A 26010-nucleotide genomic window follows, 5' to 3' on the forward strand; every position below is an offset into this window, starting at 1 on the left:
GCTTTAACTTTCGCTTACGGGAGAATCCTGTTCCGTTTTGTTGTAATAATCGTACCAAATATTTTTTTGATATTCCTTCGGATCGATCAGGCCGACTTCGATGCAAAGTTCGACCAGCAGATGGACGCCGTAAAATTGCTTCCGGTTGCGGTCATGGATGCTCGATAACGCCTCCAGCGTTACTTTTTTCGCTTTTTCGAGGCTTTGATGCTCGACGGCATGCACGATTTCCTTCATGTTCTCCAAGAAATAGACCGTCTTCCGCAAGGTTCGTATCAATAAAATTTGCCTGATATGCACGGGGGTGAACAGCCTGTAGCCATTTTCCGGGTCACGCACGGGCGTGATCAGCCCTTCCTTTTCCCAGTGCCGGATGGCTGAAGGCTGCACGCCGGTAAGCGCCGCGGCTTCGCCGATCGTCATGCGGTTTTTTAATTTGCCGTTAGGGACAAGCGGAAGATCGGGGTTTTGCAGCAAGTCGAGCGTCTGCTCCGCAACCGATTTTTCGTGCTGCAGCCGCGCCTGTTCCTCATTGACAAGCCAGAAGGCTTCATTCATGTCGCCTGACTGAATCAGCCGCAGGACTTTGCAGGTGATGCCCACGCCAAATCCGTAAAACATCGACCGCAGGCACCGAAAATAAGCCAAGTGGACCTGTGTGTAAAGGCGGTAACCGTGTTTCGAACGTTCGGGAGCGGGTACAACCCCCCAGGATTCATAATGCCGCAGAGCGCTTGTACTGATGAATAGCTCCCTGGCAATTTCGATCGGCTTGTAATAGCGCATTCCCCATCCCTCCCATGAATTGGATTTATACTACCAAATGGATTCCGGAAAAGCAAACTCTTCACCAAAACCTTCAAGCGACATGTCAAACTTTGTTGATCAAATATGCTTGAATGCAAAAGATAATAACATAAACCTTCGCATTTGCATGAGTGTTATAAAATTTGGTTGTAAGTCGGATTTTCAGTAAAAAGCAACAAAAACACAACCAAAAAGAAAGCGGGTGGAACGATGGCAAAAAGGGAATACGCCATTGAAGTGCAAGGTTTAAGAAAAGCATATGGAACGCGGGAAGTGTTGAAAGGTTTGGATCTAAGCGTGGAGCGGGGAACGGTATACGGCATTCTTGGTCCGAACGGGGCCGGGAAAACGACGCTGGTTCATATTTTGTCCACGCTTCTGCGTCCGGACGCGGGAACCGTACGAATCTTCGGGCTTGATGTCGTTCGTGAAGCCGATGCCGTTCGTCGAAGGATCGGGTTAACCGGCCAATTCGCCGCGGTGGATGAGGAGCTTAGCGGGCGCGACAATCTTGTGCTGTTCGCAAGGCTTGCGGGGTATGGAGCCAAAGCGGCCCGGGCCCGGGCCGAAGAACTGCTGGACGGTTTCGGCTTGCGCGAGGCTGCCGGCAGAGAAGCCGGCAAATACTCGGGAGGCATGCGGCGAAGGCTGGATATCGCTGCAGCCATGCTTGTGGCGCCGGATCTGCTGTTTTTGGATGAACCGACGACCGGATTGGATCCGCGAAGCCGAAACGACGTGTGGGAAATTGTCCGGATTCTGGTGAAACGGGGGACGACGGTGCTGCTCACAACCCAGTATCTCGAGGAAGCCGACCAGCTTGCCGACCGTCTAGCGGTCATCGACGGGGGAACGGTCATCGCGGAAGGGAGTCCGGGTGAACTGAAAGCTTCAATCGGATCGGGAACGATTCAGGTCCGGCTCAGCCATTCGGAGCAGCGGGCGGACGCCGAACAAGCAATGAACCGTGTACTCGGAACGGCTGTCCATATCCATGACGATCCCGCCTTGATTACGGCGTCCGTCTCGAACCCGGAACTGGCGGCATTGGCGCTTGCCGAACTGTCCGGGAAAGGCATCGGAACGGTTCAATTTTCGCTTGGCCAACCCAGCCTTGATGAAGTTTTCCTGGCTTTGACCGGCAAGGCTGTCCAAGAAGAAGCGGCAGAGGAGGGGATTCGATGAACCGGATGCCATCCAGGGTTTTAACGACCATGAACGTGGATGAACGCCCGAAAAGAGCAAGCGCGATGCATGCCGTGTCGACCTTCATCTGGCGCTCCTGGCGAAAAACGATCGGTAGAATTCATTTTTTAGCGATCGATTCGGTTGTTTTTCCGGCGATTTTTTTGTTGATTTTTACTTATCTGTTCGGCGGGGCCATCTCCGGATCGCCGGGCGATTACCTGCAATTTCTGCTTCCGGGGATGCTGGTCTATACGGTCACCACGATGACGGTTTATATCGGAATCGGGATCAAAACCGATATCGAACGGGGCGTGTTCAACCGGTTCAGGACCCTTCCTTTCTGGCAGCCGGCGGCGATGATTGGCACGATGGCCATCCATCTGCTGTCGTTTGCGGCGGCCATCCTTACGACGTTCGGGCTCGGCCTGCTGCTCGGTTTTCGACCGGAGGCCGGCATAGCCGGATTTCTTCTCGCGTTTGCCCTGGTCATGTTTTACGCATTCAGCTTAAGCTGGATTTTTGCCTGCATCGGAATCGTCGTCAAAAAAACAGAAACCCTTACCACGATGTCATACATTGCGCTGTACCCGCTCATGTTCACCAGCAACGTGTTTGCGGATACGTCCACCATGCCGGATTGGCTGGGCCGGATCGTCGCTTACAACCCTGTCAGCTTGGCGTCCGCAGCCGCCCGGGGACTGATGCACGGCACGTCGAAAGTTTCAGTGCTGATCACCTCGCTAGCCGTGCTCGGATTGATCATGTTCGTATTCATGACCTTGGCATTTTGGCTTTACCGTCGAAAAACGAATGAATAAAAAGAGTGCGGTTCGTTAGGTTGCCTCAGTCTAAGCTTCGCATATAGGAACGGCACGCCGCAAACATAAGCCCCCTTTATACATGATTCCAAAAAAAGCGCCGTGACCGGAATGTTCCGGTCGCAGCGCTTTGAAGGTTCGAATTGGCTCGGATACTCATGTCGGCCGGACGGAAGAAACGGCGGCGAATCCCGACTCCTCCTGGTCCAGCTGATGGCAGCGGGAGGTTACGGCAAAAGCGCCGATGGCGAACGCAAGCGCCGCCCACGGCAAATACGCGAGACCAATTCGGTCCACGACAAAACTTCCGAGCAGCGAGCCCATGGCAATACCCAAATTGGATGCCACAGGCATCAGCGTAGAAGCGAAGTCCTTCGAGCCGCCTCCCGCCGCATCCGCCAAATCGATCAGGTAGAGCTGGACGGCCGCGCTTAGCGCATACGAAAACAGGGCGACAAGCATGACGCAGAGCAGAGCAAGCCAAGTCAAACGAAGCGTCAGGCCCAGCGCCAGCATAAGGCCGCTTTGAATCAGAAAAATCGCTTTTAATTTGACCCTCGAATGGCCTTGCGCGACTTTGGCGCCGATCCAGTTGCTCAAGATCGTTAAGCCGCCGTATCCCAGCAGTACCGCGCTTGTCCATGCTTGCGGAATGCCCAGCACGTTTTCCAAAAGAGGAGTGATGTACGTATACACGATAAAAACGGAGCCGACACCTAATACCGGTATAAAAAAGGCAAGACGAATCCGCCGATTGTTGAACAAAGCGAATTGCTGTTTCATCGAGCTGACGCTGCGGGTGTCGCTTTTGGGCAGCACGAAAGCGATCAGGATGAACGGAATGACGCCGACGACGGAAGTGACGATAAAAGCCGACTGCCAGCCCAGCATTTGCCCGACGAAGGTTCCAAGCGGGACGCCAAGAACGTTGGCGATGGAAAATCCTCCGATAATCCAAGCGACCGCGCCGGCCCGGCGCGAACCGCCGATGTGTTCGCTGGCCGCGGCGATCGACAAGGATAACGTCAACCCGCACAAAATGGCCGTCACGACCCGTATCACGAACATCAAAGCGAATGATCCCGCCAAAACGGTTAATGCATTAAAAAAGAGCAGTACGGCATAGGCCGACAAAATCGTGATATGGCGAGGAACGCGGCCCAGAAAACTGACGGCAAACGGCGTTCCTGCCGCATAAGCGATCGCGAAGCTGGAGACGAGAATGCCTGCAGCGGCAACCGAAATGCCAAGGGACAAGCTGATGTCCTTCAACAACCCGACAATGACATACTCGGTTGTGCCGAGGATGAAAGCGGCAAAAGTGAAGGCGAAAATAAGGATGGTTTCTTTTTTTCTGGTCATGGTTTCTTCTCCTGGTTGTCTATGTATATTCTTTTTGATCTTACAGGATGAAAGGCTTTTCAAGTCAACAGAAATTTGTCGAATCTTGTTATGATGGGAGAGCCTTCAAGTAAGCGGACTCGAAAAAATCAAAATCGTCTAATAACCCACTTGACAGGTGTGAATAATTGGATTAATCTTACGTCAAGCCCAACAGGTTATTGTTCATTGAATGAACGCTCGTTATTTCAACATTAAACAAAATCATCAGCCGATTGGTCCACCAAAGGCTCCTGCGATCGAAACCGGAAAAATGCCGGTTGAGACCGGGGGGCCTTTTCTGTTTCCCGGCAAACGTTCGCGACAACGGGTCAGGGAAGGTCATTTTTAAAAATCAGACAAAAGAAAGGTCGATCACACCGAAAGGAGAGGCATGAACGACAAAGAAAAAGACTGGGCGCGAATGGAAGAAGCGGATTGGCATTTTCGTAAATTGGTCCGAAGGTTCGTGAAAGAGCGCGACAAAATCACGATTGAAGGCGTACCCCTTCCCGGCATGCTCATCCTTAACACGATTATGCGAGACGGGGAACAAAGGCTTGGCGACTTGGGGGAACAGCTTGATTTTACGTCGGGCGCCGTTACCGCGATCTGCGACAAGCTGGAGGGACTCGGATTTGCCGTGCGGAAACGGAGCGAATCGGACCGGAGAGCGGTGTCTCTGGACATCACCGAACAAGGGAAAGAAATGCTCGAACGCCACAAGGAGGCAGGTACCTACATGATCGATACGCTTTTTGGTTCATTTTCACCCGCCGAACTGGATCATTTAAGTTCTTTGTTCGGGCGGCTGCATGCGCGGTTGGATGGCTTTGCCGATGCGGTCATACGAACAACGAAGCCGTCTGAGAAAGACAAAACCTTTGAAGCGGAGGGTCATGCGAAGAGCGGCAAGCGATCCAACAGGTTTGTTTCCTATTGAGAATGGAGAAGAAAAAACTTTTAGGGTAGAGGGAAAGGAGAAACATGTTATGGGACATCCGACGATTTATCCGACCGGAACGACGGTTTATCGGCCAGGCAAAGCCTGGAGCGGGTACACGATTTATCAGGCGGCCGACACCGGCGCGCTCCTGATCGACATGAACGGCAGGGAGGTTCGGCTATGGAAAGGCTTGCGGGGCTTTCCGAACAAAATTTTTCCCGGCGGTTACGTGCTGGGCAGCACGTCGGAACGCGATCCGAAATACGGTTTTCAGGACGAGGCCAATCTGGTGCAGGTGGACTGGGATGGGAATATCGTTTGGAAATTCGACCGTTACGCATGGATCGAAGATCCGGGACATCCCGCGCAGTGGATGGCGCGCCAGCATCATGACTATCAGCGGGAAGGCAACCCGGTCGGCTATTATGCCCCGGGGCTGACGCCCAAGGTTGACGGAGGGAACACGATCATTCTTGCGCATAAAAACGTGAATCGGCCCGACATTTCGGACACCGAACTGTTGGACGATACGATCATCGAAGTGGACTGGGAAGGAAACGTCGTTTGGGAATGGGCGGTCAGCGACCATTTCGACGAGTTGGGATTCGACGATGCCGCCAAGCAGGCTTTGTTCCGCGATCCCAATACACGGGCGTTCGGTACGCACTCGGGAGACTGGATGCATATCAACTCCGTATCGGTCCTTGGCCCGAACAAACATTACGATGCGGGCGACGAGCGTTTCCATCCCGACAATCTGATATGGGACGCCCGCGAATCCAATATTATCGCCATTATCGATAAACAATCCGGAAAGATCGTGTGGAGGCTTGGCCCGGACTACTCGTCCAAAGAAACGGAGCATATCGGCTGGATTATCGGCCAGCACCATGCTCATCTCATTCCTCAAGGATTGCCCGGAGAAGGAAACATCCTCGTATTCGACAACGGCGGCTGGGGCGGCTACGGCAGTCCGAACCCCGAAGCTCCGGATGGGCTAAAGGTGGCGCGCCGCGACCATTCACGCATTTTGGAGATCAATCCGGTGACGCTGGATATCGAATGGCAGTATACGCCGACGGAGGCTGGTTTCCAGGCGCCGCTTGACTCATACCGTTTCTATAGCCCTTATATCAGTTCCGCGCAGCGTCTTCCGAACGGCAATACGCTCATTACGGAAGGAGCCGACGGAAGGATCTTCGAAGTGACGCCCGAGCATGAACTCGTATGGGAATACATTTCCCCGTACAAAAACAAACGAAATTCCAACATGGTTTACCGCGCTTACCGGGTTCCATACGAATGGATCCCGCAGCTGGAGAAGCCGGTCGAAACGGAAATCGCCTCCATCGATGTCGCCGACTTCCGTCTGCCGGGGGCTGCTGCCAGAGGAGCCTTAACGGCTGTAGAAGTTGAAGGGACGGTATCCTACGGGGAAGGTGCCTTCTGCGTCGCCACGACGGACGAAGAAGTCAGGAAGGAGAGCGGCCGCGATGAATAAGCTGCATATCCGGCGCTTCAGCCTCATCGTCTTGGCCATGCTGCTGTCGGCTTTGCTCCTTGCGGCTTGCGGAACGGCAGCGGGATCAAACCATGGCGGCAAATTAAAGCTTAAGATCGCCGATATTTCGACCAATACGGTTTTCCGCGTCGCCAAGAAAAAGGGCTTTTTCGAAAAACACGGCATCGATGCCGAGCTGGTAAACTTCGCGACTCCCGCCGAAGGGGTAAATTCCTTGTTCATCAAGCAGGTAGACGTGGCTTTTGGGGCCGATTTCCCGCTGCTTAACGCGGTCAGCAAAGGAGATTATTCGATTTTTGCCTCTTCCGGCACGGCCACCGATGTGAGCGCAAGCGAATGGAAACTGTTTGTTCGCAAGGAAATCGCCGGCGCGTCGGAGCTCAAAGGGAAGAAGCTGAGCTTTTCGAGAGGGACGTTTATCCCGTACCTTTGGGACGTTTACCTGCAGCAAAACGGTGTCTCTCTGTCCGACGTAACGCTTGTAGGGCAAGGAGGTTTTGATGAAACGTACGTCGCGCTCAAAAAAGGCGAAATTGATGCGGCATGGGTATATGGAGCGGTGCTCAACCAAAAATTCGCCGCGCTGGAGGAAGCCTATGAGCTGTCGGATATGTCCAAAACGCCGGTGCGGCTCGGCACGGGACTGATTGCTTCCAATCAAATCATCAAGGAAAACAAGGAAGGGATTGTGGAGCTGCTGAAAGCGTTGGACGAAGCCTCGGCGTACGCGCAGGCCCACCCGGAAGAGACGGCGGATATCATGTACGACGAAGTAAAGCAGCCCCGGGAGGCGACGTTAAAGGATCTTCCGAAAAATCCGTGGAATATCGGCTTCACGGAAAAAGCATACGAGGGATTGATCGGTCAGAAGAAATACATGGTCGAGAACAAGATCATCGAAAAGGATTTTGACCTGAAAAAGAAACTGAATCTGGACCCGGTACGCCAAGCGTTTCCGGACCGCGTCATCGAATTGAAATAGGAGGGAAGCCGATGAGCGCATTGCCAAGGCCTAACGAAATTCATATTGAACGGCTGAATAAGAGCTACGCACCGCAGGGTGCCGGAAATCTCCATTACATTATTCAAGACGTGGATTTGGTCGTTAAGGGAGGGGAGTTTTTCGTCCTGCTCGGGCCGAGCGGCTGCGGAAAATCCACTCTGCTCAGCTTGATCGCCGGATTCGTGTCCAAAACCTCGGGACAGGTCCGGGTTGGCGAAAAAGAGGTGGATCGGCCGGGACAGGACCGCGCGGTAGTATTTCAGCAGGCGGATTCATCGCTTTTTCCATGGTTGACGGTCAGGGAGAACGTGGAGTTCGGCTTGCGCATGAAACGTATCCCTGCCGCGAAACGGAAGGAGGTATCGGATCGATTCATCGATCTTGTAGGGCTCCGTGGGCATGAGAACAAATTCCCTCGCGAGTTGTCCGGCGGCATGAAACAGCGGGTCCAATTGGCAAGGGTGCTCGCGAACGACCCGGGGATTCTGCTGATGGATGAACCGTTCGGAGCCCTCGACGCGATGACCCGGCGAACGATGCAAAGGGAACTGGTGAACATTTGGAAGGATACCGACAAAACGGTCATCTTCGTGACGCATGATATCCAGGAAGCTCTTCTGCTCGGCGGCCGCATCGGCATCATGTCGGCGGGGCCTTCGTCCAAAATTACGCATGTATACGATGTGCCGCTGGCTTATCCGCGCGACATGTCAGCGCCCGAGTTCCACGCATTGTACAACCGGATCCAGTCGCATTTTGAAGAGTAGGGGAGGAACGGAGGGACGTCATGAACGCAAAAATCAAAAAAACGCCGCTGAATATGATCTTCTGGATTGTCATCTTGGTTCTATGGCAGCTCATATCGCTGGTCTATGGACCGGAAATCCTTCCGGGACCGCTGTATACGGCAAAAGGCGGTTATGAGCTGCTTGCGGACGGCACGCTGCTGCAATATATCGGCATTAGCGCATACCGCGTGCTGGTCGGTTGGACGCTCGGCAGCCTGATCGCCGTGCCCGCCGGCATCGTCATCGGAAAAGTAGGGGCGATTCGGGCATTTGCGGAGCCGTTCCTCAATTTTATCCGGTTTATACCGCCGATCGCTTTCATTACCTTGTTTCTCGTGTGGTTCGGCATCGGGGAAACGTCCAAAGTGATGCTGATTATGTACGCCACATTTTTTATCGTTATCCTGAATACGTTAACCGGCGTCTTATCCGTCGAAGAGGACAAAATCAGGTCCGCCCGCAGCATGGGCGCATCGGAATGGCAGATCGTCATCCACGTCATCATACCGTCGACGGTTCCTTACATCTTTACGGGCATCCGCCTTGCGATGGGAACGTCGTTCATGGCGATCATCGGCGCGGAGATGATCGCTTCCAACGAAGGCGTCGGTTATTTGATCTGGAATTCGCGGTTGTTTTTTCGCACCGACTGGATTTTCGTTGGATTGATCTGCCTGGGGCTGATGGGATTTCTCACGGACCGGGCGGTCGGGCTGCTCGGGCGGAAGCTGCTGTCCAGGTACGGCGTGGTCAGCACGACGTCACTGAGACGTTAAGCTGTTTAAATGGATAAGGCACCCGATGGCGTTAAATCGGGTGCCTTTTACGATTTTGGACAGCGGATCGTACAAAGTGAACATGCGGATATTCGAGCTAGCGTTGCCTACCAGCCAGTACTTCGGAAAGACGTCAGATGTTGGAATTCGGACCGATGATCAGGTTCAATCCGGTTCCAACCCACCTTTTTTCGAAGCGACCAGACAAAGAGTACGATGACGCCAAGCACCACGGTTCCGATATTCACCAGGTAGCCGGCAAGCGGAGAAATATACTCCACTTCGACGATCGCGGACGGAGAAGGGACGACGACATACCGGACCATCTCGAGCCATGCCAAATGGAAACCGATATTCATCCAAAGGTTGCCCGAAAGGATGCGGCATAGCTGCAACATCGTGCCGAAGGCGACCAGATTGATCATATAGTCCACCGTAATTTGATCCCAGGTCGCAATGCCGGCAAGAACCATCAACGCGGTTAGCGCCACTGGTGCAAGCACGAACAGGACGACCTGAATGATCAGGGCAAGCCAGCGCGGGAGCCTCGTGTTCAGGTTCCGATACAAATAACCGCGGAAGGCCATCTCTTCGGGAAACGCTTCATAGAAAAAAGCGATCGCCGAGTTGATCAAGACGAGGAAGAGGGTCGTTACGGGCAAATGAAAAGCCACGACACGCAGCCACCCAAGCGCGCTGCCGATGAGGAGAGTCGCCGTCGTCAGCAAAGCAAGAAGACCCATCCCGAGCAGAAAATAAGGCAGACCTTTCGGAGGCGAACTCAAGCCCAAGCCGCTCCAAGGACGCCTGTCGGCATAACGCCGCAATACATAAATCAACGGTACGCTAACGCCGGTTGTGACGACCGCTAAAATGAGCTGAAGTGCCAGGGTGGGGAACCCGTATGAACCGGCGGCGGTGGCGGCGGCTACGCCGAGCCCAAGCCCGGCCACGAACGCCAGCCAACCCAGCAGAATGCGCCAGAAGAGCTGGATTTTTCCTTCATTGTCGAAGAATACGCGAGACCCTTTCCGGTTGCGGGACATCATGGATAAAGGGGAAATATGAAACCCTCCTTTCCGAAATTTCATGGCATTCGCCAGATTCGGTTTCTATCTGACATAACTATATATAGTAAGTTTTCGTATAATGTGTGACTGATAGAGTGCCCGATTTCCGTGAGGAGGAGTCAAAAGTTTACGGACCGCTAAATGTGCCTGCGGTCTGTTTGATGGATATTTATCTCCGGAAAAATTCCCGCGGAAAATAGCCGACCACGTGCCCGTGACCTCCTTGTTTTATCCACCGTCCCACGGCGTTGTACCGCATGAATACCAAATTCAGCTAGATACGCCGGAGGCTGCGGAATGTTTTGATACAACCTTATCCTTCTTGCGTAAACATGTGCAGGATTGAAATCGGAGCCGCCGCTACGCCATGGTTCCTCCGAATCAACGTGACTAAAACTATTCTATTCTTGGTATTTCGTATGATATAATGCACAATAGAATTGTTATAACGCACATTTAGCTTATCGCATCGTCCACATATATTATCCAAGTTAACATCTGAGAATATGGAAAAGAATAGAGGATAAATAACGTGTCTGAGAAAGTTCAAAGCATGAATCGGGAACTGGATGCCGGCGAAGACGGCTTTATCCAGGGCGTCAAAGATTGCATTCCAACGCTGCTCGGTTACTTAAGCATCGGTTTTGCCGCGGGCGTCGTCGGGAAAACATCCGGCCTATCCATCATGGAAATTACCCTGATGTCCTCGATGATTTATGCCGGATCGGCGCAATTTATTATGGCGGGGATGATTGCGTCGCATGGATCGGCTGCAGCCATCATTCTTACCGTTTTTATCGTGAACCTTCGCCACCTTTTGCTTAGCGCCGCCATCTCGCCGTATTTTCGCCGTCTTACTTCTTTTAAAACGATGCTGATCGGCACGCTGCTTACGGACGAAACGTTCGGGGTAGCGATGAACAAGGCGACGAATCGAACCTCCCTTAGCGAAAGATGGATGCATGGATTAAACGTAACGGCGTATCTCAATTGGATTATCGCCACCATTGCCGGGGCTTTTTTTGGTCAGTGGATCACCGATCCCGAAAAATCCGGCTTGGATTTTGCGCTGACGGGCATGTTTATCGGTCTGCTTGTTTTGCAGATGGTGAGCAGAAAAAAAGTCCTGAAGGACTTGGTTGTCGCCCTGAGCGCCGTCGCGATCATGGTTGGAGCCAGCTATTTCTTATCCACGAGCATGGCGGTCATCGCAGCCACAGTCGTTGCAGCAACGATCGGAATGGTGGTGGAAAAATGGAAATAAGATGGCATATCCTGTTGGCGATTATGGGGGCATCGATTGTAACGCTCCTGCCAAGGGTGCTTCCGCTGATGGTGCTTAGCCGGATGCAATTGCCGGAATGGGCGATGAGATGGCTGAACTACGTGCCCGTCGCGGTGATGGCCGCTTTGATTGGACAGGAATTGTTTATGGCTGACGGGAAGTTTGAAATATCCCGAAATTACATCGAAATATTGGCGGCGTTGCCGACTTTTGCGACGGCCATCCTCACGCGAAGCTTGTTGGGGACGGTCGTGGTAGGCATCCTCACGGTGATGGTTTTGCGGCTTATCCTATAAAAAGCTAAAAAGCTAAAAAGTTAAAAAGTTAAAAAGCGTTTGGCAACATCGGTTTTACGTATTATTGAAATAGCGACCTCATGATTTGGAAAGGATTGGAGTCATGAAGAAAGTCATCGTCATCGGATCCGGGATTCTTGGGGCATCTACCGCTTATCAGCTGGCAAAAATGGGAGCGGATGTCCTTATCATCGACCGCAAAGATCACGGCCAAGCGACGGATGCCGCTGCCGGCATCATCTGTCCTTGGTTGTCGCAGCGCCGCAATCAGGCTTGGTACCGGTTGGCAAAGGCCGGAGCGCGCTTTTATCCCGGATTGATCGGGGATCTTACAAAAGAGGGCGAAACGGAAACCGGGTACGCTCAAGTAGGTGCCCTGAGCATCCATCATGATCCGGAAAAAATCCGGAAGATGGAGGAGCGGGCCCTGCTGCGCAAAGAGGATGCCCCGGAAATCGGAGACATTGCCCGGCTGAATGAGCAGGAGACCCATGACCGTTTTCCATTGCTCGGAGAAGGATATCATTCGGTGCGGATCAGCGGTGCCGCCCGCGTCGACGGACGTGCGCTGCGCGATGCGCTGATCCGGTCGGCGCAAAGGCATGGTGCCGTTTTTATGCAGGGTGACGCCGTCCTAACGTATCAGTCGAACCGTGTAACAGGCGCCCAGGTTGGCGGGGAATACTTCCCAGCCGACCAAACGGTGGTATGCGCCGGCGCATGGGCGGGTCAGCTGCTGCAGCCGTTAGGCATTCGATTTAACGTGCGCTTTCAAAAGGCGCAAATTATGCACCTGCAGGTCCAGCATGAAGAGGACACCGGCGAGTGGCCTGTCATCATGCCGCCTTCGGATCAATACCTGCTCGCTTTCGGGGAGCAAAAAATCGTGATCGGGGCGACCCACGAAAACGAAGTGGACGGCTATGATACGAGAATCACGGCAGGGGGGATGCAGGAAGTTCTCAACAAAGGACTGGAACTCGCTCCCGGTTTGGCGGACAGCACGTTTCAGGAGGTACGGGTCGGGTTCCGGCCTTTTACGCCAGGCTTCCTGCCGGTGATTGGCGCAATTCCGGGTTGGGACAACCTCTATGCGGCGAACGGGCTCGGAGCGTCCGGACTGACCGTGGGCCCGTTCATGGGCAGTCAGCTGGCAAAGCTGGCGCTGGGGATGGATTTGGATATCGATATCGAAGATTATGACATTCGACTGGCAATGGAAGAAAACTGAATCAACAAGTGGATAAAAGCCTGAATTCATTCGACTTGGTGCTTTGAGCTTAGAAACCCTCGCTAAAAAGCCCCTTCCGTTTGGAAGAGGCTTTTTGTGTTGCATGGGAACTTTCGGCAAAAAAGGGGTCTACCTGCGATGAACGCGTACCGGAAGGGAAGCCAGCGTTTGTCCGGCGGCGGAGGGCGTCAGATGCTCCTCAAGCTTGAAACCGGGTACGGGTTCGATGCGCTTAAAATGATCCATAAACAGTCCCAGGCCGATGTTGGCCTCCAGCCGTGCAAGCGGGGCTCCCAGGCAAAAATGCGGCCCGCTGCCGAAGGTGAGATGCTTTTTGTTGTTGGGCCGGTGAATGTTCAGAGTGAAGGGGTCCTCGAACACCTCTTTGTCCATATTGGCGGCGCTCATCCAGGCAACGACGACATCGCCTTTTTTTAACGGAACGCCGAGCACGTCGTTGTCCGTTTTTACCGTCCGATCCATTTTGGCGATATGAAAACGGTAGCGGAGCATTTCTTCTACGGTATTCGGCAGCAGCTCGCGGTTCGACTGCACCTCATTATAAATCCGTTCGTTATCGTATAAAAACGAATAAAAGGTGCAGGCCAGCAGGTGGCTTGTCGTTTCGATGCCGGCTCCCAGGATAAACATGGTCATCCGGACGATTTCATCATCCGTCAGACGTTCACCGTCCACTTCCGCTTGAATCAAATCCGAGATGATATCGTCGGCAAGGTTCGTTCTTTTATGGACGACATGAGGGTAGAGATAGCTATAGTAGTTTTTGGCCGCCTGCCGTTTCAGCTCCTGAACGTCTTCGAGGTTTTCTTTGGGAAGCGGAAGGAACAAATGGTCGACCCATTCTTTGAATAAAAAACGGTCCTTCGACGGAACGCCAAGCAGGTCTGCGATCACGATGGTAGGCAGCGCGCCGGAAAACGTTTTGACGATGTCGATGACCGGTTCGTCGCCCATGTCCTTGATCAACTGGTTGACCACCTCATGGATGCGCGGCTCCCATAGCTTCAGGCTTCTTGGCGTAAAAGCGGCGGAAAGGAGACTGCGGCTTTTCCGGTGCTCGGGAGGATCCGAATTCAAATTGATGCGGCCGGAAGAATGTTGGCCTTCCTCATTGTCCGCGCCGACGCTGATGGTGGTCCGGGCTCTGACGCTGGAGAAATATTCATGGTCGCTCAGCACTCTTTTAACGTCTTCATAGCGGAAAACGTTCCACGAATCCGTTGCTTCGTTGTAGCTGATCGGTTCCTGTTCCAATTTGCGTTTGTACCAATCAAAAGGAGCAAACTCTTCGGCGGCGGATTGAAACTGCGTGATTTCTGCTAAGGAGATGATTTCTTTCTGCATTTGTTTCCCTCCCGGTTTGTAAAATGGGGACATCGACAATAATTCCAATATATGTTAATCATAACATGCCGGGGATCAAGGGGCCACTTTCGAACGACCCATGCCAAAAGGTCTGTTTTACCGATGGGAATGCATGCATTTTTAGTCGTTTATTTGAACATTTTGAAAAAAGAGAACAAGTCCCATGACGATAAAAAGGGTTATCCGAAACAGAACGCAGTGAGCTGATCTGTATCGGGATAACCCTTTCTCTATATGGATTTACGTATTATATCAGGTCGGACTTTTGCAGCAGCCGCTCTACGACCGCGGCTACTTCTGCTCTTGTGATGAATGATGCTGGAGCAAGCCGGGTACTGCTTCGGCCTGTCACGATACCGGCCTGCAGGCAATCTGCGATGCTTTGCTGTGCCCAGCGTGCGGCATGCGCAGCATCCGTATACGGCGCTAGCGTTTTTTCTGCCGATTGTTGATTAAGCTTCGCTGCAAGGCCCGTAAGCTTCATCGCTTTAGCGACGATCGCCATAGCCTGCTCACGGGTAATCTTATCGTTCGGACGGAAGGTGCCGTCCTCGAAACCTTGGATCAGCCGATAAGCGGATGCTGTTTCGATTGCTCCGCTGTACCAATCCGATGTCTTCACATCCTGGTATGGCGCTGCTCCTTCTTCAGGCTTCAGCCCTAGGCCACGCACGACGATAGCGGCGAACTCGGCGCGGGTAATGTCGCGGTCCGGACCGAACCGGCCGTCTCCCATGCCTTCGATAACCATGCGCGATCCCATTTCATTAACGGAGGCTTTAGCCCAGTGGTTTGCTGCATCGCCGAATTCGAGCGGATGCCAGACGACCGAATACACGTCATTGGTTAAGCTGTTGATTTTGGCATAATACTTTCCGTCGATCACTGTAATTTTGGTCGGTACATGGCGGACCGTTCCATCCGGATCAACAGCCACGCCTGTCGTAATTTTGCTTGGGTCGACGCCGTCCGGAATCGCGATCATACGCTCCACGTAGGCGTTGAATTTCGACACTTCAATCACTTTATCCCCGTAAATGCCCCGAATTGTAAATTCAACCGGAGGTGCAACAAGGGTGAACGATCCATCGGCAGCGGCTTTGTCTAAGGCTTTTACTTTGTCCGGAGCAGGAGTCGCCATTTCGATTCGTACCTTGATGTCCTGCAAAGCTACCGATTTGCCGATCTGGTTGGAGATCGAGTCGATGTCTATTTGCTGTGCGGGAAGGGTAAACGTCGCCCGGTTTGTTTTGATTTCCAAGACGGCCTGCTTAGTCTCCATACTTTTAACCATCTGACCGTTTAATTCGGAGGCAAACGTATCGGAATCCGCGGTCACGGGAATCGTAACAACCGCATGCTGCCCCGCTGCTTGGAGCATATCTTCCAGCTTTTTCGGATCGAGAGCTACCGTAGTAACGGTTTGGCCATCGCGCTTGGAAGTTGTGATGTTTCCAGCCTTTTCCGAGTTGCCATTGACCAGTATAGCTGTGCTCGTATCGGCTTTTGGCGGAGCCGCAGGAGCCGTCGGCACGGTTGTTGTTGGCGGTACTGGTGTCGGTGCCGGCGTATTGGAATCGTCCCCGCTCGATGGCTGTTTTGGTATAACAGGATTCGATTCTGCCGAAGATTCGCCGCTGCCGGCACTGCTTATCGCTTTAACCGTAAATGTATAACTCGCGCCGTTGGTTAACCCGGTAACCGTAATTGGACTGGCTGCTCCAGTGACGATCATGCCGCCTGGCTGGGCTGTCACTTCATACCCCGTAATCGGTCTGCCGCCATTGTCCGCGGGAGGGGTGAACGTAATCGTCGCTTCACCGTTGCCTGCGACGGCCTTCACATTCGTCGGGGCGGCGGGAGTGGTTACCGGCGTTGCGCTTACAGGCAGGGAGGCAGGGCTGTCTTCGCCCAGATTCGTTGCCTTCACGGCAAAATAATAAGTCGTGCCGTTAGTCAGGCCGGTCGCCAAATAGTTGTACACGGAGCCGGTGACGGTCGCTACTTCGGTATCAATCGCGTCAGGATTTTCACTTTGGAAAATTTTATATCCGGTTGCTTCGTCTACGGGGTCCCAGGCAAGCGCCACTTGACCATTGCCGGCAACAGGCGGCTTCATGACCGGAGCACCCGGCGCAGGCGGCACCGGGGTAACTGCGCCCGACGATGCCGAAGCTGCCGAATCGCCTGCACGATTCGTCGCGATCACTGTAAAGGTGTAGGGAGTCCCGTTATCTAATCCGGTTACCTTAATCGGGCTGGCGCTACCGGTAACGGTCTTGCCTCCCGGACTTACGATAACCGTATACTGAGTAATCGGGCTCCCGCCGTTACGATCCGGTTCTTTAAAGCTGATCGTGGCTTCTCCGTCTCCGGCAATGGCCTTTACGTCGGTCGGGGCACTCGGCTTGTCCGCGACATGAACCGCTGCTGTATCTTTAAAGCTTCCGTCGGTCGTTTCCACCGTAATCGTTGCATTTCCGGGACCTACCGGCGTCACGACTCCGTTCCGATCCACGGTAGCCACCGTTTCATCGCTGGATTTCCAGGTGACGCTCCGATCCGCCGCATCTGCGGGTTCCACGGTCGCAATCAATGTTTGGGTTGCCCCGCCTACGGTAAGTTCCAAGTTTTTTGAATCGAGGGTAACGCCTGTAACGAGAACGTCCCCGGTATTGTTCACGTTGAGTGTAAAGGAATACGTTGTGCTTACGCTTCCGTCATTCAGAGTCACGGTGATGACAGATTGACCATAAGCATTGGCGGCAGGAGTCATCGTTAACGTTCGTTCGTCGCCGCTGCCTGTAATGACGAGGTTCTGATCAGCGATCAATGATGGATTGGAAGAACGGGCCGATACTTGAATCTGGTCCCCTTCGTCAGGATCGAGTGCTTTAAACGTTCTCGCCACCGACTTGTTTTTATCCATGATCGTACTTCCTACAAAGCCCGTATTTTGCGCCCAGGCAGCGTTACTGATCGTACCGTTGTTTCGTGGTCCTCCCGTATTCACTGCAATATTGCCGCTGCTGCGGTCGTTTAATTTATAATTGGCAACCAGATCAGCTTCGGAACCTGTCAAATCATCGTTCATCCCGCGAATAATTTCGTCTTGGCTCTTCGCTTTGCTCCAGAATCTTACATCCTTCATGCCGCCATTAAAATCGCCATCCTGTGCCCATGTGCTTTTGCCAAGCCAGTTGTTTGGTCTGGGCTTGTTACCGATTACGCTTAAATCCATTGGCCCCCGAGCCTTTAGCGCGCCGTCCCAGTAAATGCTTCCGGTCTTTTGGGTTTGGTCATAGACAATCGCCACATGAACCCATTGGGAGAGCGGGAAGTTTTCTTGTGTCGTAATATTGCCGCCGGCCCCTGGATATTGGCCTGTGTAGGAGGAGAAATTCATTTTGGTTCTGTCGAAGCCAACAAACACATTATAGTTGTTCATGCCAATCGAAGAATCGAAAAATCGCATCCATGTTTGAAAGGCATTCACTTTCAGGTATCCTTCTACGGTAAAGGAGTTCCCGTACATCCCAAAATCCGGAAAGGTCACGTAATCCCCGTTGCCATCGAAGCTGAGGTAGTCTCCTCCGCTGATTTCGGTCAGATAGGGCGGGTCGTTCACGGGCAGAACATGAATGCTGGCCGATCCCAAATCTGAACTGAATCCCGAATAACTCGTCGAGTCCACATAACTGTACTTCTGGAGGCTGTTTGCTGAAGCATCCCATAGCTTATACCTTACTGAAGTGTCTCCATTCCAATCCCTTGCAGGGACGAATCTGATTGAATCCGTGCTTTTTAGCAATAAGACGTGATTGTCCGAAGTCGGTTCGATATTATACCAAAGACCGATGCTGGCATTATAATACTGCCAATTACCATGGGCATTATCCAAGTTCGTAATCGCGACTCCTACATTCATCGGGTCCGAAACTTTCCCTGACAGAAGATCGGATATGCGCGCTCCTGCGCTGTTCGCATCGTCTTCATTGATGGACGGCAGTGCTGCCGGACTGTTGTCAATCCATACTAAGCTTGACCCGGTCTGTGCCAATACAGAATGGACCGGGCCGACACCAGATACGGCGAGCCCCAATGACAACGTAGAGCAAATAGCTATTTTTGTGAATGATTGCTTCATGTTCAGATCCCCTCTTATTAAGTCTGTTTTTTCTGCGACAAAAATCGGGATCATTATACATGAGCGCGATAAACAAAAAATAAACAAGAAAGAGCCCCCGAATGCAGTCGATTCGAAGACTCTTTGTTCAGCTAATTCGTATGCAGCAGTTTCTCGATATGCTCTTTAAGATGCGGTTCCGGCCTCGTACCAAGCTCCTGCAGAAGGGTTTCCTCTAGCAGGCGGTACTGCTGTAGCGCTTCGTTCTTTCTCCCAAGCCGAGCATAAAGCCGGATCATCTCATCATGGATATCTTCCCGGAGAGATTCCCGCTTCACGATTTCTCCAAAGTAATACAGCGATTTGGCGGGATCATTGCACTGGAGATAGTGTCTTGCGGCTGCCTCCAACATTTCTAAATACTTTTGTTCGAGACGGTGAATGATGCTGCCTGCCCACTCATAAGATTTGCCTTGCAATAAAGGTCCCGTGTACAGGGAGAGGGCTCTCTCCAGCAGATGCTCATGTTGCGACGGGTTCATTCTAATCTGCTTCGCCACGTTTTCAAACTCGTATAAATCACAATACACGCTGCCCTCGTGAATACGGATGTCATTCCGGCCTGCCTCGATGCACTGCCCCGCCTTATTGTCATGAATCGCTTTGCGAATATAGTAGAGGGTCTGGTTCAGGTTTTTCCATGCCTTTTGAGGCTCCAGGCCGTTCCATAACGTGTCGATGATTTCTTCCTTGCTTACCGTACCCTTGCACAGCAGAAAGGCAAACAATTCCTCCGTTTTAGGGCTTCTCAGTTTTAGCTGGGCGTGAGGTTGTCCGCGCTGCATGATTTTAAATCCGTTAAATAGATGAACGGCTATGCCTGATTCGGCAGGTGCATACCCGCGTCTTTTTCCGATCTTATTCAGCGTCTTACGAATTCGTTCCGAAGTGACTGGTTTCAGCACATAATCGAGGGCATTGACTTCGAAAGCTTGCAAGGCATACTCGTCATACCCTGTGACAAACACCAAATCTATGGAATCATCGAGCTCAGCCAGCAGGCTGGAAAGCTTCATACCATTCATTTCCGGCATTGAAATATCCAAAAAGACGACGTCTATCGGACTAGTCCTCACATATTCATAGGCTTCCAACGGATCCAAAAAAGCTGCGCATATTTCAACGGTTCCGCTCTCGGACAAAATTCTTCTCAAACGTTTCTGTGATAATTCTTCATCATCTACGATCATAGCTCGCAGCATACCTTAACCTCCAGTCGGCTTGATCGGCTCCGCGGGAATGGAGAAGGAAACCTTCGTTCCTGTTCCTTCCACGCTTTCAATAATTAGATTCGTCCCGTAAAGAAGCTTGATGCGCTGGCTTATATTCCATAGTCCCACACCTTTTGATCCGGCCCCCGGCGTCAGCAGCGCCTGCAGCTTCTGATCCCCGATGCCGCTGCCATCGTCTTCGACTGTAAAATTGACCCACGACTCCGTCGCCTTCTTGATGGATAGCTTTACGGTACCTCCGCGAAAATTGGACATCAGTCCATGCCGGATGGCGTTTTCCACAATAGGCTGCAGAACAAGCGGAGGAATACCGATCTCCAGATTGGCGTCCACGTCGTATTCCACATGCAACCTGGGGCCGAACCGAGCCTTTTCGATATGGAGGTAAGCTTCCACGAGTTCCAGCTCTTTCCTCAGCGTTGTAAGGGAATCAAGCTGTTTGAAATCGAAGCTGCCTCTTAAATACTGCGAAAGCTGAAGGGTCAGCTCCTCTGCCTGCTCGGGATCATCCATGCATAATTCGGCAATGGAATTTAGAGCATTGAACAGAAAATGCGGATTGATTTGGGACCGCAAAAAAGCGATTTCCGCATCCCTGGCATTTTTCACCGAAGCCTTTAATTTGGTTAGGCTCCGTACGCGTGCCATTAACTCCTCAGCTGCAAACGGCTTCCCGACAAAGTCGTTAGCCCCGTTTTCCATGCATAATTTTATATCGGCAGCCCGGTTTCTGGCCGTTAGCATCAATACCGGCAGCTCGAAGGAGGTGAATCTTTCTCTGATTTGCTTCAGCACCTCGTACCCGGACATATCGGGCATCGTCATGTCCAGAATGACCAGAAAGAAATGGGAGCTTCGGGATAGCTCATGAAGCGCCAGTTGTCCACGGTTGACGACCACAATGGAATGCCCTTCCAGTTTGAACAGGTTGATCATGGATTGAAGATTGGCATAATCGTCGTCCACTACGAGAATCGGCTCGTCGATTTTACCTGGAATATAAAGAGGATATTCCATATTCGGCATGTGCAGATCCGTTGGCTGCGTCTCCTTTGCTTGCGGGCTAACGTTCTGATTCGAAGCTCGCCCCGCCAAAGGAAGAGTAAAGCTGAACCTGGACCCAACCCCCGGGCTGGAACTCACAACGATTTCTCCTCCGTGAAGTTCTACCAGTTTCTTGGTAATGCTGAGTCCAAGCCCGGTTCCTCCGTCTGGATTGGTATCAGAAGCTGCGGCAGCTTGCTCATAGGCATCGAATATCCGGTCCTGAAGATGAGCCGGGATGCCGATCCCGGTATCCCTGACATGAACCTCTACCCGCTGGCCCAGCACCGCGGCGCTTACTTCCACGACGCCTTGATCGGAATATTTAACCGCATTGCCGATCAGATTATGCAGGATTTGTATCAACCGGTTGCTGTCCGCATACACCGAAGGAACTCCTGCAGGAATGTGATTTACAAGGGAAATTTGTTTACCCCCCAGCAAATACTGATGAACCCGGATCACCGAATCCACGGACGCCTTCAGATCTACGCTGCTCATAACAAGCGTAATATCTCCATATTTCATTTTGGAGTAATCGAGCAATTCGTTGACAAGATGAGTCAATCTTCTTCCGCTGCCTGTCACAATAGCCAGGTTTTGCGCCTGCTTCTCGTTCACAGGCCCTTCGACGCCCTTCAGTAAGGAATCCGTAATATTCACGATCGCATTTAAAGGCGTTTTTAATTCATGCGACGTGTTGGAGAGAAAGTCGTCTTTAATTTTATCCAGCTGGAGCAGCCGGTCTTTCATCGCATCAATGGTGTGATAGGCTTCAAAGAAACGAAGGACGATCAGAAAAATCATAATAATGTTAAATACGATAATGTATAACTGTCCGAGCAACAAGTTCTCATTGACCGACAAGGCGAACAGAATCGTGTCGAGCGAGTACAGGTTAATCGTCAGAATTGACATGAACAGAAGCAGCGATTTGAAACGGCTGGTATCGGGGCTTCGGACATAAAGAATGGCGGCTTTCAACAGCAGCCACACGAGCATCAATTCATAAAAAACGATGATATAAGAGTGGATCTGGGTGTAAACATGGATGGATAGAAACGGCACCATCACCAGAAAGCTTCCCAGCACAACGGTTACAGCCAGAGTCAGCTTGAAGGAAATCATATTTTTATGTACCTGATAGAAAAAGAGGGCTACGACAATAAAGGCGGCAATCGAGCTCATGTCCTTAATCTTATACAGCACTTCGAAGGGAATTCCGGACAAAAAATAAAGCAGCGGCCGTTCCCCAATCAAACCGTGGTAAAGCGAAAAGAGCAAACAGATGATCCCCGAAAGCAGAAGGGTATAGTCCTTCATGTTGTAGATAATCGTCGTGGCAAAGCAGATAAAATATATAAAAGACAGGATGGAGAGAATGGCGAGGATGCTGAATTCTCGGGCCATACTCTTTTGCTGGTCGGCGATCATGGTCGCCTGATCCCCGAAATAGATGGAGATCGGAATGCCCGCGTTAATATAATCATAATTGGCTACCTGCACGATAATTTCAATATCGTTTTGATCCGAGGCGAAGAGTCCGGTTTGCGGAACGTTTCCCGGCCGGTAAGCCGCAGCGTTCGTGGAAGGCTGTCCATCCTCAAAGAGCTTATGTCCGGCGACATAGACCGAGCTCGAAAAGCGGATATTCGTCTTTTTCAGGGCAAAAATACCGTGGATCGGTACGTTTCTCAGCACCATGCGATAAGTGGCCGAACCGTGCGCAGGTAGACGTTTGCCGTTTATTGCTTTCCCGTTCCAGCGGGAGGGCACCTGCATATAAGTCGAGGGTACAGGCTTTGCTGCTTTAAAGTCTTCCGGGGTAAGGAGCTGATTCCAATAAAATTGCCATTCTCCGTCCAGCTTTATTCTTTTGTTCTGTTTGAAATCCCAAGCGGATAGATCCATGACGCCGGCCCGAACCTGTAACCCGTCCGATCGTTGATGATCACGCTCTATGAGGAGTGATAAAGGGATAGAAGAAAAAACAATCAGGCTTATCATACAAATAACGACGATCCTCTTGAGCACTAGGTCCGCTCCTCTTCCATTTTGAATGGTTCGATTTTGAATGAATCCATTCGACAATATATGATAGATTCCTTCAAAATGCAATAATCCTAGCGGCTGCTATGATTTTCGCCGTACACCATTGCCCTTGGCATGCAGCGAAAAGATTTGTAATCTGGATTACAGAAGAGGAAATGATGGTGGTTTATGATGAATGTAACACTCCGCTACAGGTTATGTTACGCGAGGAACGAATATCGCGGAGAGCGGAGCGGTGGTCGTTGGCAATATTGAAAGGAGGGGCAAAATGTTGTTTGATGAGGCGATGGAAAACATAACATCATTTTTGCCAAAAATAAAGATATTTGAATCGCTTCCGGCAGAAATTATCCGTGAAATCGAACGATTGGTAACAAGATCAAATACGTATAAGCTTTCAAAAAACTCTATTCTTCAAACGCCCGGTGATGAAAGGAACGGCTTGTTTTTCGTCATCGCCGGTAAACTTCGCTTATACAAAACCAATTCGGCCGGCAAACAGCATACGGTCTGCATCCTAAGCGAAGGCGGCATGTTTGGCGAGGTTGAAACGTTTTCGTTGGGCACAAGAGGGACTTATGTGGAGACGATGGAAGACTCGATTGTTTTTTCGATTCCGGCTGAACAATTCGAACCGCTTTTAGCCAAGTATTCTGAATTGTCTTTGCGATTTTTATCGGAAATGAGCAAACGCCTGCGAGATCAGGATGAATTAGTGGAAAAATTGGTTTTTAGGGATCTGCGCGGTAAAGTGCTTTACTTTCTCAATCGACTATCTAAAAAGTTCGGCGTAGAGGAAAATGGATACCGAAAAATCGATATTCCCCTGACCCATCAAGAATTGGCCAATATGATCGGTGCTACAAGAGAAGCGGTATCGCTTACCTTACAGGAACTATCCAATGAAGGTATTATCGTGACCAGCCGTAGAATGGTCATGATTCATATCGAAAAAGCGATGAAAGAACTGGCTTGATTCCATGACCCTTATGAATTTCCTTCGAATGTATGCTTTCGACGTAATCTAAATTACTGTCGAATTCTTCATCTAGCGTTATGATGAAAGCCGTAACGGAATCACTGCAAAATATGAAGCTTACAGGAGGAGTCGACATGTCCAATCAACAAGTTCAACTGAATATTCGATTCAAAGCTAAACCAGGGAAAAAAGAAGAATTCCGCAAGGAGCTGTATTCCCTTATTGAGGAGATGTCATCCGAAAAGGCATTCATTAGCGTCATTGTTTCGGACGATCTGGATCAGCCGGATGACTTGATCATTTATGAAACATGGCAAGGCACGAGAGATAGCTGGCTTGCGGAAGAATTTATTAAACCATACCGCAAGAATTACGAAAAAACACTAGGCGATTTCATTGTGGATCGAAGCGTCAGCTGGTTGCAGCCGAAGGGCGAATGGGGAAGTCATATAACGCGGCAGTAAAATTGATCGGTGACCGGGTTACCGGCGTTCAGGGCGACATTTCGAATTTGAAGGACTTGGACAAACTGTTTGATACGGTAAAGCAGGAGAAAGGACATCTGGATATTCTATTCGCAAACGCCGGACTTGGCAGCATTCTTCCTTTGGGGCAAATTACGGAAGAGCAGTACGACACGACTTTCAACGTGAACGTAAAAGGTACTTTGTTCACCGTCCAAAAGGCTTTGCCGCTGTTTCCCAATATGAGGGGAACCATCATCATAACCGGCTCGACGGCGGGTACTGTTGGCGACGCAGGGTTTAGTGTCTACGGAGCCAGCAAGGCGGCTCTCCGTCAGATGGCGAGAAGCTGGATAATGGATTTGAAAGGCACAGGGATACGACTTAATGTACTGAGCCTCTGCGGGGTCCCACGCGCCAGCTTATGATGATATGTGAAGTTACCGCACAGCCTTTTTCTAGGTCGCTTTTGGTGCAGCAGCCAGCCAATACCCGCAAGGTGCCGTTCAATACTTGATTGCCGCCAATTTGATAAACAATAACCCGCAGCCTGAACGTTGAAGTCCATGCTGCGGGTTATTTTTACATTTTTTAATAACGCTCGAGTACCAGATTCGTCTTAAGCGAGTCGGCAGGCACAAGCCAGCCTTTGCCTTCCAGCAGATTTAGCAGCTTCGTCCGGCTGGATGCAGCCGTCGTGTAATCATCGGTCTTGAAGGAGATTTCAATGATGTTTTCCGTTCCGTTACCGTCCGCGCTGACGATCGGCCAAAGCTCGATATCCGTTTTCAAGCCGTCAAACGTTCCCGAGTATTTGCTGACCGAAACCGGGCCATGCGCGTAGGATTTTTTTAACACAGCCGTTCCCCAGCCCGACCCGTTTGTCTTATCGAGTTTGCCCGGGATGTTGTTTACGAGGATTTCAAGCGCGTCTTTTTCGCTTGGCAGCATCAACCCTTTGGCAGCCGAAACCTCTTTATCATTTGAGAAACTAAGCGTTTGCTTGCCGTAACCCCAATCGATCTCCGCATCGTAATTCGTGTCCGCCGCGCTGAAGCCGTCGCGGTTCGCCTGGTCCAAAGCGGCGTTGATGTCGCCGTTGACGATGGCATACCGTTTTTTGTAGGTCATCTCGTACTTTTTCTTATCCTCTTTTTTGCGGAAGCGCACATTCCATCCCGAGCCGTTCAGGTCAAGAGATCCCGTATCAAAATACTCCACCAGCATCCTTGCGGCAGGCTCTTCGATCCGAAAAGTCTCCTTCACCTGATCCTGCAGCGTTTGATCTTGATTCAGCACCCGATCGGCGTTCAACAAAAATTTGACTTCATAGGACGGCACCGCGTTGGCTGCGGCTTCGGCTTTGCCGGCAGGCTGCCAGCCGGTAAGCATGATTACCGCGCTCAAAGCGGCTATGACGATGGATTTCGTTGTTTTGGCCTTACGTTTCATCATTTCATCTCCCTTGATTGGATGTATGGTTCGTAACCTACTGTAAAGGGGTATTGTCAAACCTTCATCAAGGAAATGAAGCATTCAGGTAAAAAATAGAAACAT

At 51.3% G+C, this 26010-nt stretch carries 20 protein-coding genes and 1 pseudogene; 13 read left to right on the forward strand and 8 right to left on the reverse strand.

What is annotated here, in order from left to right; all coding sequences use genetic code 11:
* Positions 1–3: 3 nt before the first annotated feature.
* Entirely contained in the window at positions 4–786 is a 783-nt protein-coding gene (locus tag RJP21_RS28650; RefSeq protein WP_310862254.1) for a TioE family transcriptional regulator, read from the reverse strand.
* Positions 787–1017: 231 nt separating this feature from the next.
* Between RJP21_RS28650 and RJP21_RS28655 the strand changes: the two genes are divergently transcribed.
* Together RJP21_RS28655 and RJP21_RS28660 are read left to right on the forward strand one after the other, a co-directional pair.
* Positions 1018–1992, forward strand: coding sequence for an ATP-binding cassette domain-containing protein (locus RJP21_RS28655; protein ID WP_310862255.1), 975 nt, complete (start codon positions 1018–1020; stop codon positions 1990–1992).
* Positions 1989–2813, forward strand: coding sequence for an ABC transporter permease (locus RJP21_RS28660; RefSeq protein WP_310862256.1), 825 nt, complete (start codon positions 1989–1991; stop codon positions 2811–2813). Before RJP21_RS28655 ends, RJP21_RS28660 begins: the two co-directional genes overlap by 4 nt.
* Positions 2814–2969: 156 nt before the next feature.
* On the opposite strand, the gene RJP21_RS28665 is transcribed toward RJP21_RS28660, so the two are convergent.
* Entirely contained in the window at positions 2970–4175 is a 1206-nt protein-coding gene (locus tag RJP21_RS28665; RefSeq protein WP_310862257.1) for an MFS transporter, read from the reverse strand.
* A 412-nt stretch (positions 4176–4587) separates the two neighbouring features.
* On the opposite strand from RJP21_RS28665, the gene RJP21_RS28670 reads away from it, so the two are divergent.
* The 5 genes from RJP21_RS28670 to RJP21_RS28690 are packed head-to-tail and all read left to right on the forward strand — an operon-like array spanning position 4588 to position 9228.
* Entirely contained in the window at positions 4588–5136 is a 549-nt protein-coding gene (locus RJP21_RS28670) for a MarR family winged helix-turn-helix transcriptional regulator (RefSeq protein WP_310862258.1), read from the forward strand.
* 49 nt (positions 5137–5185) lie between these two features.
* Entirely contained in the window at positions 5186–6640 is a 1455-nt protein-coding gene (locus RJP21_RS28675) for an aryl-sulfate sulfotransferase (protein ID WP_310862259.1), read from the forward strand.
* A complete protein-coding gene (locus RJP21_RS28680; protein ID WP_310862260.1) occupies positions 6633–7643 on the forward strand; it encodes an ABC transporter substrate-binding protein in 1011 nt (336 codons plus the stop codon). The genes RJP21_RS28675 and RJP21_RS28680 overlap by 8 nt, the downstream gene beginning before the upstream one ends.
* An 11-nt stretch (positions 7644–7654) precedes the next feature.
* Positions 7655–8431 (forward strand): ABC transporter ATP-binding protein, encoded by a 777-nt coding sequence (locus RJP21_RS28685; protein WP_310862261.1) that lies wholly within the window; start codon positions 7655–7657, stop codon positions 8429–8431.
* A gap of 20 nt (positions 8432–8451) precedes the next feature.
* Positions 8452–9228, forward strand: coding sequence for an ABC transporter permease (locus tag RJP21_RS28690; RefSeq protein WP_310862262.1), 777 nt, complete (start codon positions 8452–8454; stop codon positions 9226–9228).
* A gap of 107 nt (positions 9229–9335) precedes the next feature.
* Here the strand turns inward: RJP21_RS28690 and RJP21_RS28695 are convergent, their stop codons facing one another.
* The gene (locus tag RJP21_RS28695; RefSeq protein ID WP_310862263.1) at positions 9336–10319 is read right to left on the reverse strand and encodes a CPBP family intramembrane glutamic endopeptidase; all 984 of its coding nucleotides are present in this window, start codon (positions 10317–10319) and stop codon (positions 9336–9338) included.
* A 532-nt stretch (positions 10320–10851) separates the two neighbouring features.
* Between RJP21_RS28695 and RJP21_RS28700 the strand changes: the two genes are divergently transcribed.
* The 3 genes from RJP21_RS28700 to RJP21_RS28710 all read left to right on the forward strand — a co-directional run bounded on the left by RJP21_RS28700 (position 10852) and on the right by RJP21_RS28710 (position 13110).
* Positions 10852–11562 (forward strand): AzlC family ABC transporter permease, encoded by a 711-nt coding sequence (locus RJP21_RS28700; RefSeq protein WP_310862283.1) that lies wholly within the window; start codon positions 10852–10854, stop codon positions 11560–11562.
* A complete protein-coding gene (locus tag RJP21_RS28705; protein ID WP_310862264.1) occupies positions 11553–11879 on the forward strand; it encodes an AzlD domain-containing protein in 327 nt (108 codons plus the stop codon). The genes RJP21_RS28700 and RJP21_RS28705 overlap by 10 nt, the downstream gene beginning before the upstream one ends.
* Before the next feature lie 103 nt (positions 11880–11982).
* On the forward strand, positions 11983–13110 hold the full coding sequence (locus RJP21_RS28710) for an NAD(P)/FAD-dependent oxidoreductase (protein WP_310862265.1): 1128 nt from the start codon (positions 11983–11985) through the stop codon (positions 13108–13110).
* A gap of 129 nt (positions 13111–13239) precedes the next feature.
* Here RJP21_RS28710 and RJP21_RS28715 read toward each other — a convergent pair whose 3' ends face one another.
* From RJP21_RS28715 to RJP21_RS28730, 4 genes are all read right to left on the reverse strand, one after another.
* The gene (locus tag RJP21_RS28715; RefSeq protein ID WP_310862266.1) at positions 13240–14475 is read right to left on the reverse strand and encodes a cytochrome P450; all 1236 of its coding nucleotides are present in this window, start codon (positions 14473–14475) and stop codon (positions 13240–13242) included.
* 268 nt (positions 14476–14743) lie between these two features.
* Positions 14744–18643: a fibronectin type III domain-containing protein gene (locus tag RJP21_RS28720; RefSeq protein ID WP_310862267.1), complete on the reverse strand. Its 3900-nt coding sequence runs from the start codon at positions 18641–18643 to the stop codon at positions 14744–14746.
* Positions 18644–18774: 131 nt separating this feature from the next.
* Positions 18775–19884, reverse strand: a complete 1110-nt coding sequence (locus tag RJP21_RS28725) for a BTAD domain-containing putative transcriptional regulator (protein WP_310862268.1) — start codon at positions 19882–19884, stop codon at positions 18775–18777.
* A 3-nt stretch (positions 19885–19887) separates the two neighbouring features.
* Positions 19888–22869 (reverse strand): ATP-binding protein, encoded by a 2982-nt coding sequence (locus RJP21_RS28730; RefSeq protein ID WP_310862269.1) that lies wholly within the window; start codon positions 22867–22869, stop codon positions 19888–19890.
* A 409-nt stretch (positions 22870–23278) separates the two neighbouring features.
* Here RJP21_RS28730 and RJP21_RS28735 point away from each other — a divergent pair, with 409 nt between their 5' ends.
* The 3 genes and pseudogenes from RJP21_RS28735 to RJP21_RS28745 form a co-directional block, all read left to right on the forward strand.
* On the forward strand, positions 23279–23986 hold the full coding sequence (locus RJP21_RS28735) for a Crp/Fnr family transcriptional regulator (RefSeq protein WP_310862270.1): 708 nt from the start codon (positions 23279–23281) through the stop codon (positions 23984–23986).
* Positions 23987–24123: 137 nt separating this feature from the next.
* Positions 24124–24453: an antibiotic biosynthesis monooxygenase family protein gene (locus RJP21_RS28740; protein WP_310862271.1), complete on the forward strand. Its 330-nt coding sequence runs from the start codon at positions 24124–24126 to the stop codon at positions 24451–24453.
* Positions 24447–24888: pseudogene (locus tag RJP21_RS28745) on the forward strand (SDR family oxidoreductase); the annotation flags it as partial. The gene RJP21_RS28740 and the pseudogene RJP21_RS28745, both read left to right, overlap by 7 nt.
* Before the next feature lie 156 nt (positions 24889–25044).
* Here the strand turns inward: RJP21_RS28745 and RJP21_RS28750 are convergent.
* On the reverse strand, positions 25045–25905 hold the full coding sequence (locus RJP21_RS28750) for a hypothetical protein (protein WP_310862284.1): 861 nt from the start codon (positions 25903–25905) through the stop codon (positions 25045–25047).
* Positions 25906–26010: the final 105 nt, after the last annotated feature.

This window comes from Paenibacillus sp. VCA1 (assembly GCF_031583795.1).
In the GTDB taxonomy this organism is placed as follows: domain Bacteria; phylum Bacillota; class Bacilli; order Paenibacillales; family Paenibacillaceae; genus Paenibacillus_AQ; species Paenibacillus_AQ albilobatus.

Coding starts and splice junctions, on each gene's coding strand:
- RJP21_RS28650 (WP_310862254.1), bottom strand. CDS start 786: ATGCGCTATTACAAGCCGATCGAAATTGCCAGGGAGCTATTCATCAGT.
- RJP21_RS28655 (WP_310862255.1), top strand. CDS start 1,018: ATGGCAAAAAGGGAATACGCCATTGAAGTGCAAGGTTTAAGAAAAGCA.
- RJP21_RS28660 (WP_310862256.1), top strand. CDS start 1,989: ATGAACCGGATGCCATCCAGGGTTTTAACGACCATGAACGTGGATGAA.
- RJP21_RS28665 (WP_310862257.1), bottom strand. CDS start 4,175: ATGACCAGAAAAAAAGAAACCATCCTTATTTTCGCCTTCACTTTTGCC.
- RJP21_RS28670 (WP_310862258.1), top strand. CDS start 4,588: ATGAACGACAAAGAAAAAGACTGGGCGCGAATGGAAGAAGCGGATTGG.
- RJP21_RS28675 (WP_310862259.1), top strand. CDS start 5,186: ATGGGACATCCGACGATTTATCCGACCGGAACGACGGTTTATCGGCCA.
- RJP21_RS28680 (WP_310862260.1), top strand. CDS start 6,633: ATGAATAAGCTGCATATCCGGCGCTTCAGCCTCATCGTCTTGGCCATG.
- RJP21_RS28685 (WP_310862261.1), top strand. CDS start 7,655: ATGAGCGCATTGCCAAGGCCTAACGAAATTCATATTGAACGGCTGAAT.
- RJP21_RS28690 (WP_310862262.1), top strand. CDS start 8,452: ATGAACGCAAAAATCAAAAAAACGCCGCTGAATATGATCTTCTGGATT.
- RJP21_RS28695 (WP_310862263.1), bottom strand. CDS start 10,319: ATGAAATTTCGGAAAGGAGGGTTTCATATTTCCCCTTTATCCATGATG.
- RJP21_RS28700 (WP_310862283.1), top strand. CDS start 10,852: ATGAATCGGGAACTGGATGCCGGCGAAGACGGCTTTATCCAGGGCGTC.
- RJP21_RS28705 (WP_310862264.1), top strand. CDS start 11,553: ATGGAAATAAGATGGCATATCCTGTTGGCGATTATGGGGGCATCGATT.
- RJP21_RS28710 (WP_310862265.1), top strand. CDS start 11,983: ATGAAGAAAGTCATCGTCATCGGATCCGGGATTCTTGGGGCATCTACC.
- RJP21_RS28715 (WP_310862266.1), bottom strand. CDS start 14,475: ATGCAGAAAGAAATCATCTCCTTAGCAGAAATCACGCAGTTTCAATCC.
- RJP21_RS28720 (WP_310862267.1), bottom strand. CDS start 18,643: ATGAAGCAATCATTCACAAAAATAGCTATTTGCTCTACGTTGTCATTG.
- RJP21_RS28725 (WP_310862268.1), bottom strand. CDS start 19,884: ATGCTGCGAGCTATGATCGTAGATGATGAAGAATTATCACAGAAACGT.
- RJP21_RS28730 (WP_310862269.1), bottom strand. CDS start 22,869: ATGGATCTATCCGCTTGGGATTTCAAACAGAACAAAAGAATAAAGCTG.
- RJP21_RS28735 (WP_310862270.1), top strand. CDS start 23,279: ATGTTGTTTGATGAGGCGATGGAAAACATAACATCATTTTTGCCAAAA.
- RJP21_RS28740 (WP_310862271.1), top strand. CDS start 24,124: ATGTCCAATCAACAAGTTCAACTGAATATTCGATTCAAAGCTAAACCA.
- RJP21_RS28750 (WP_310862284.1), bottom strand. CDS start 25,905: ATGAAACGTAAGGCCAAAACAACGAAATCCATCGTCATAGCCGCTTTG.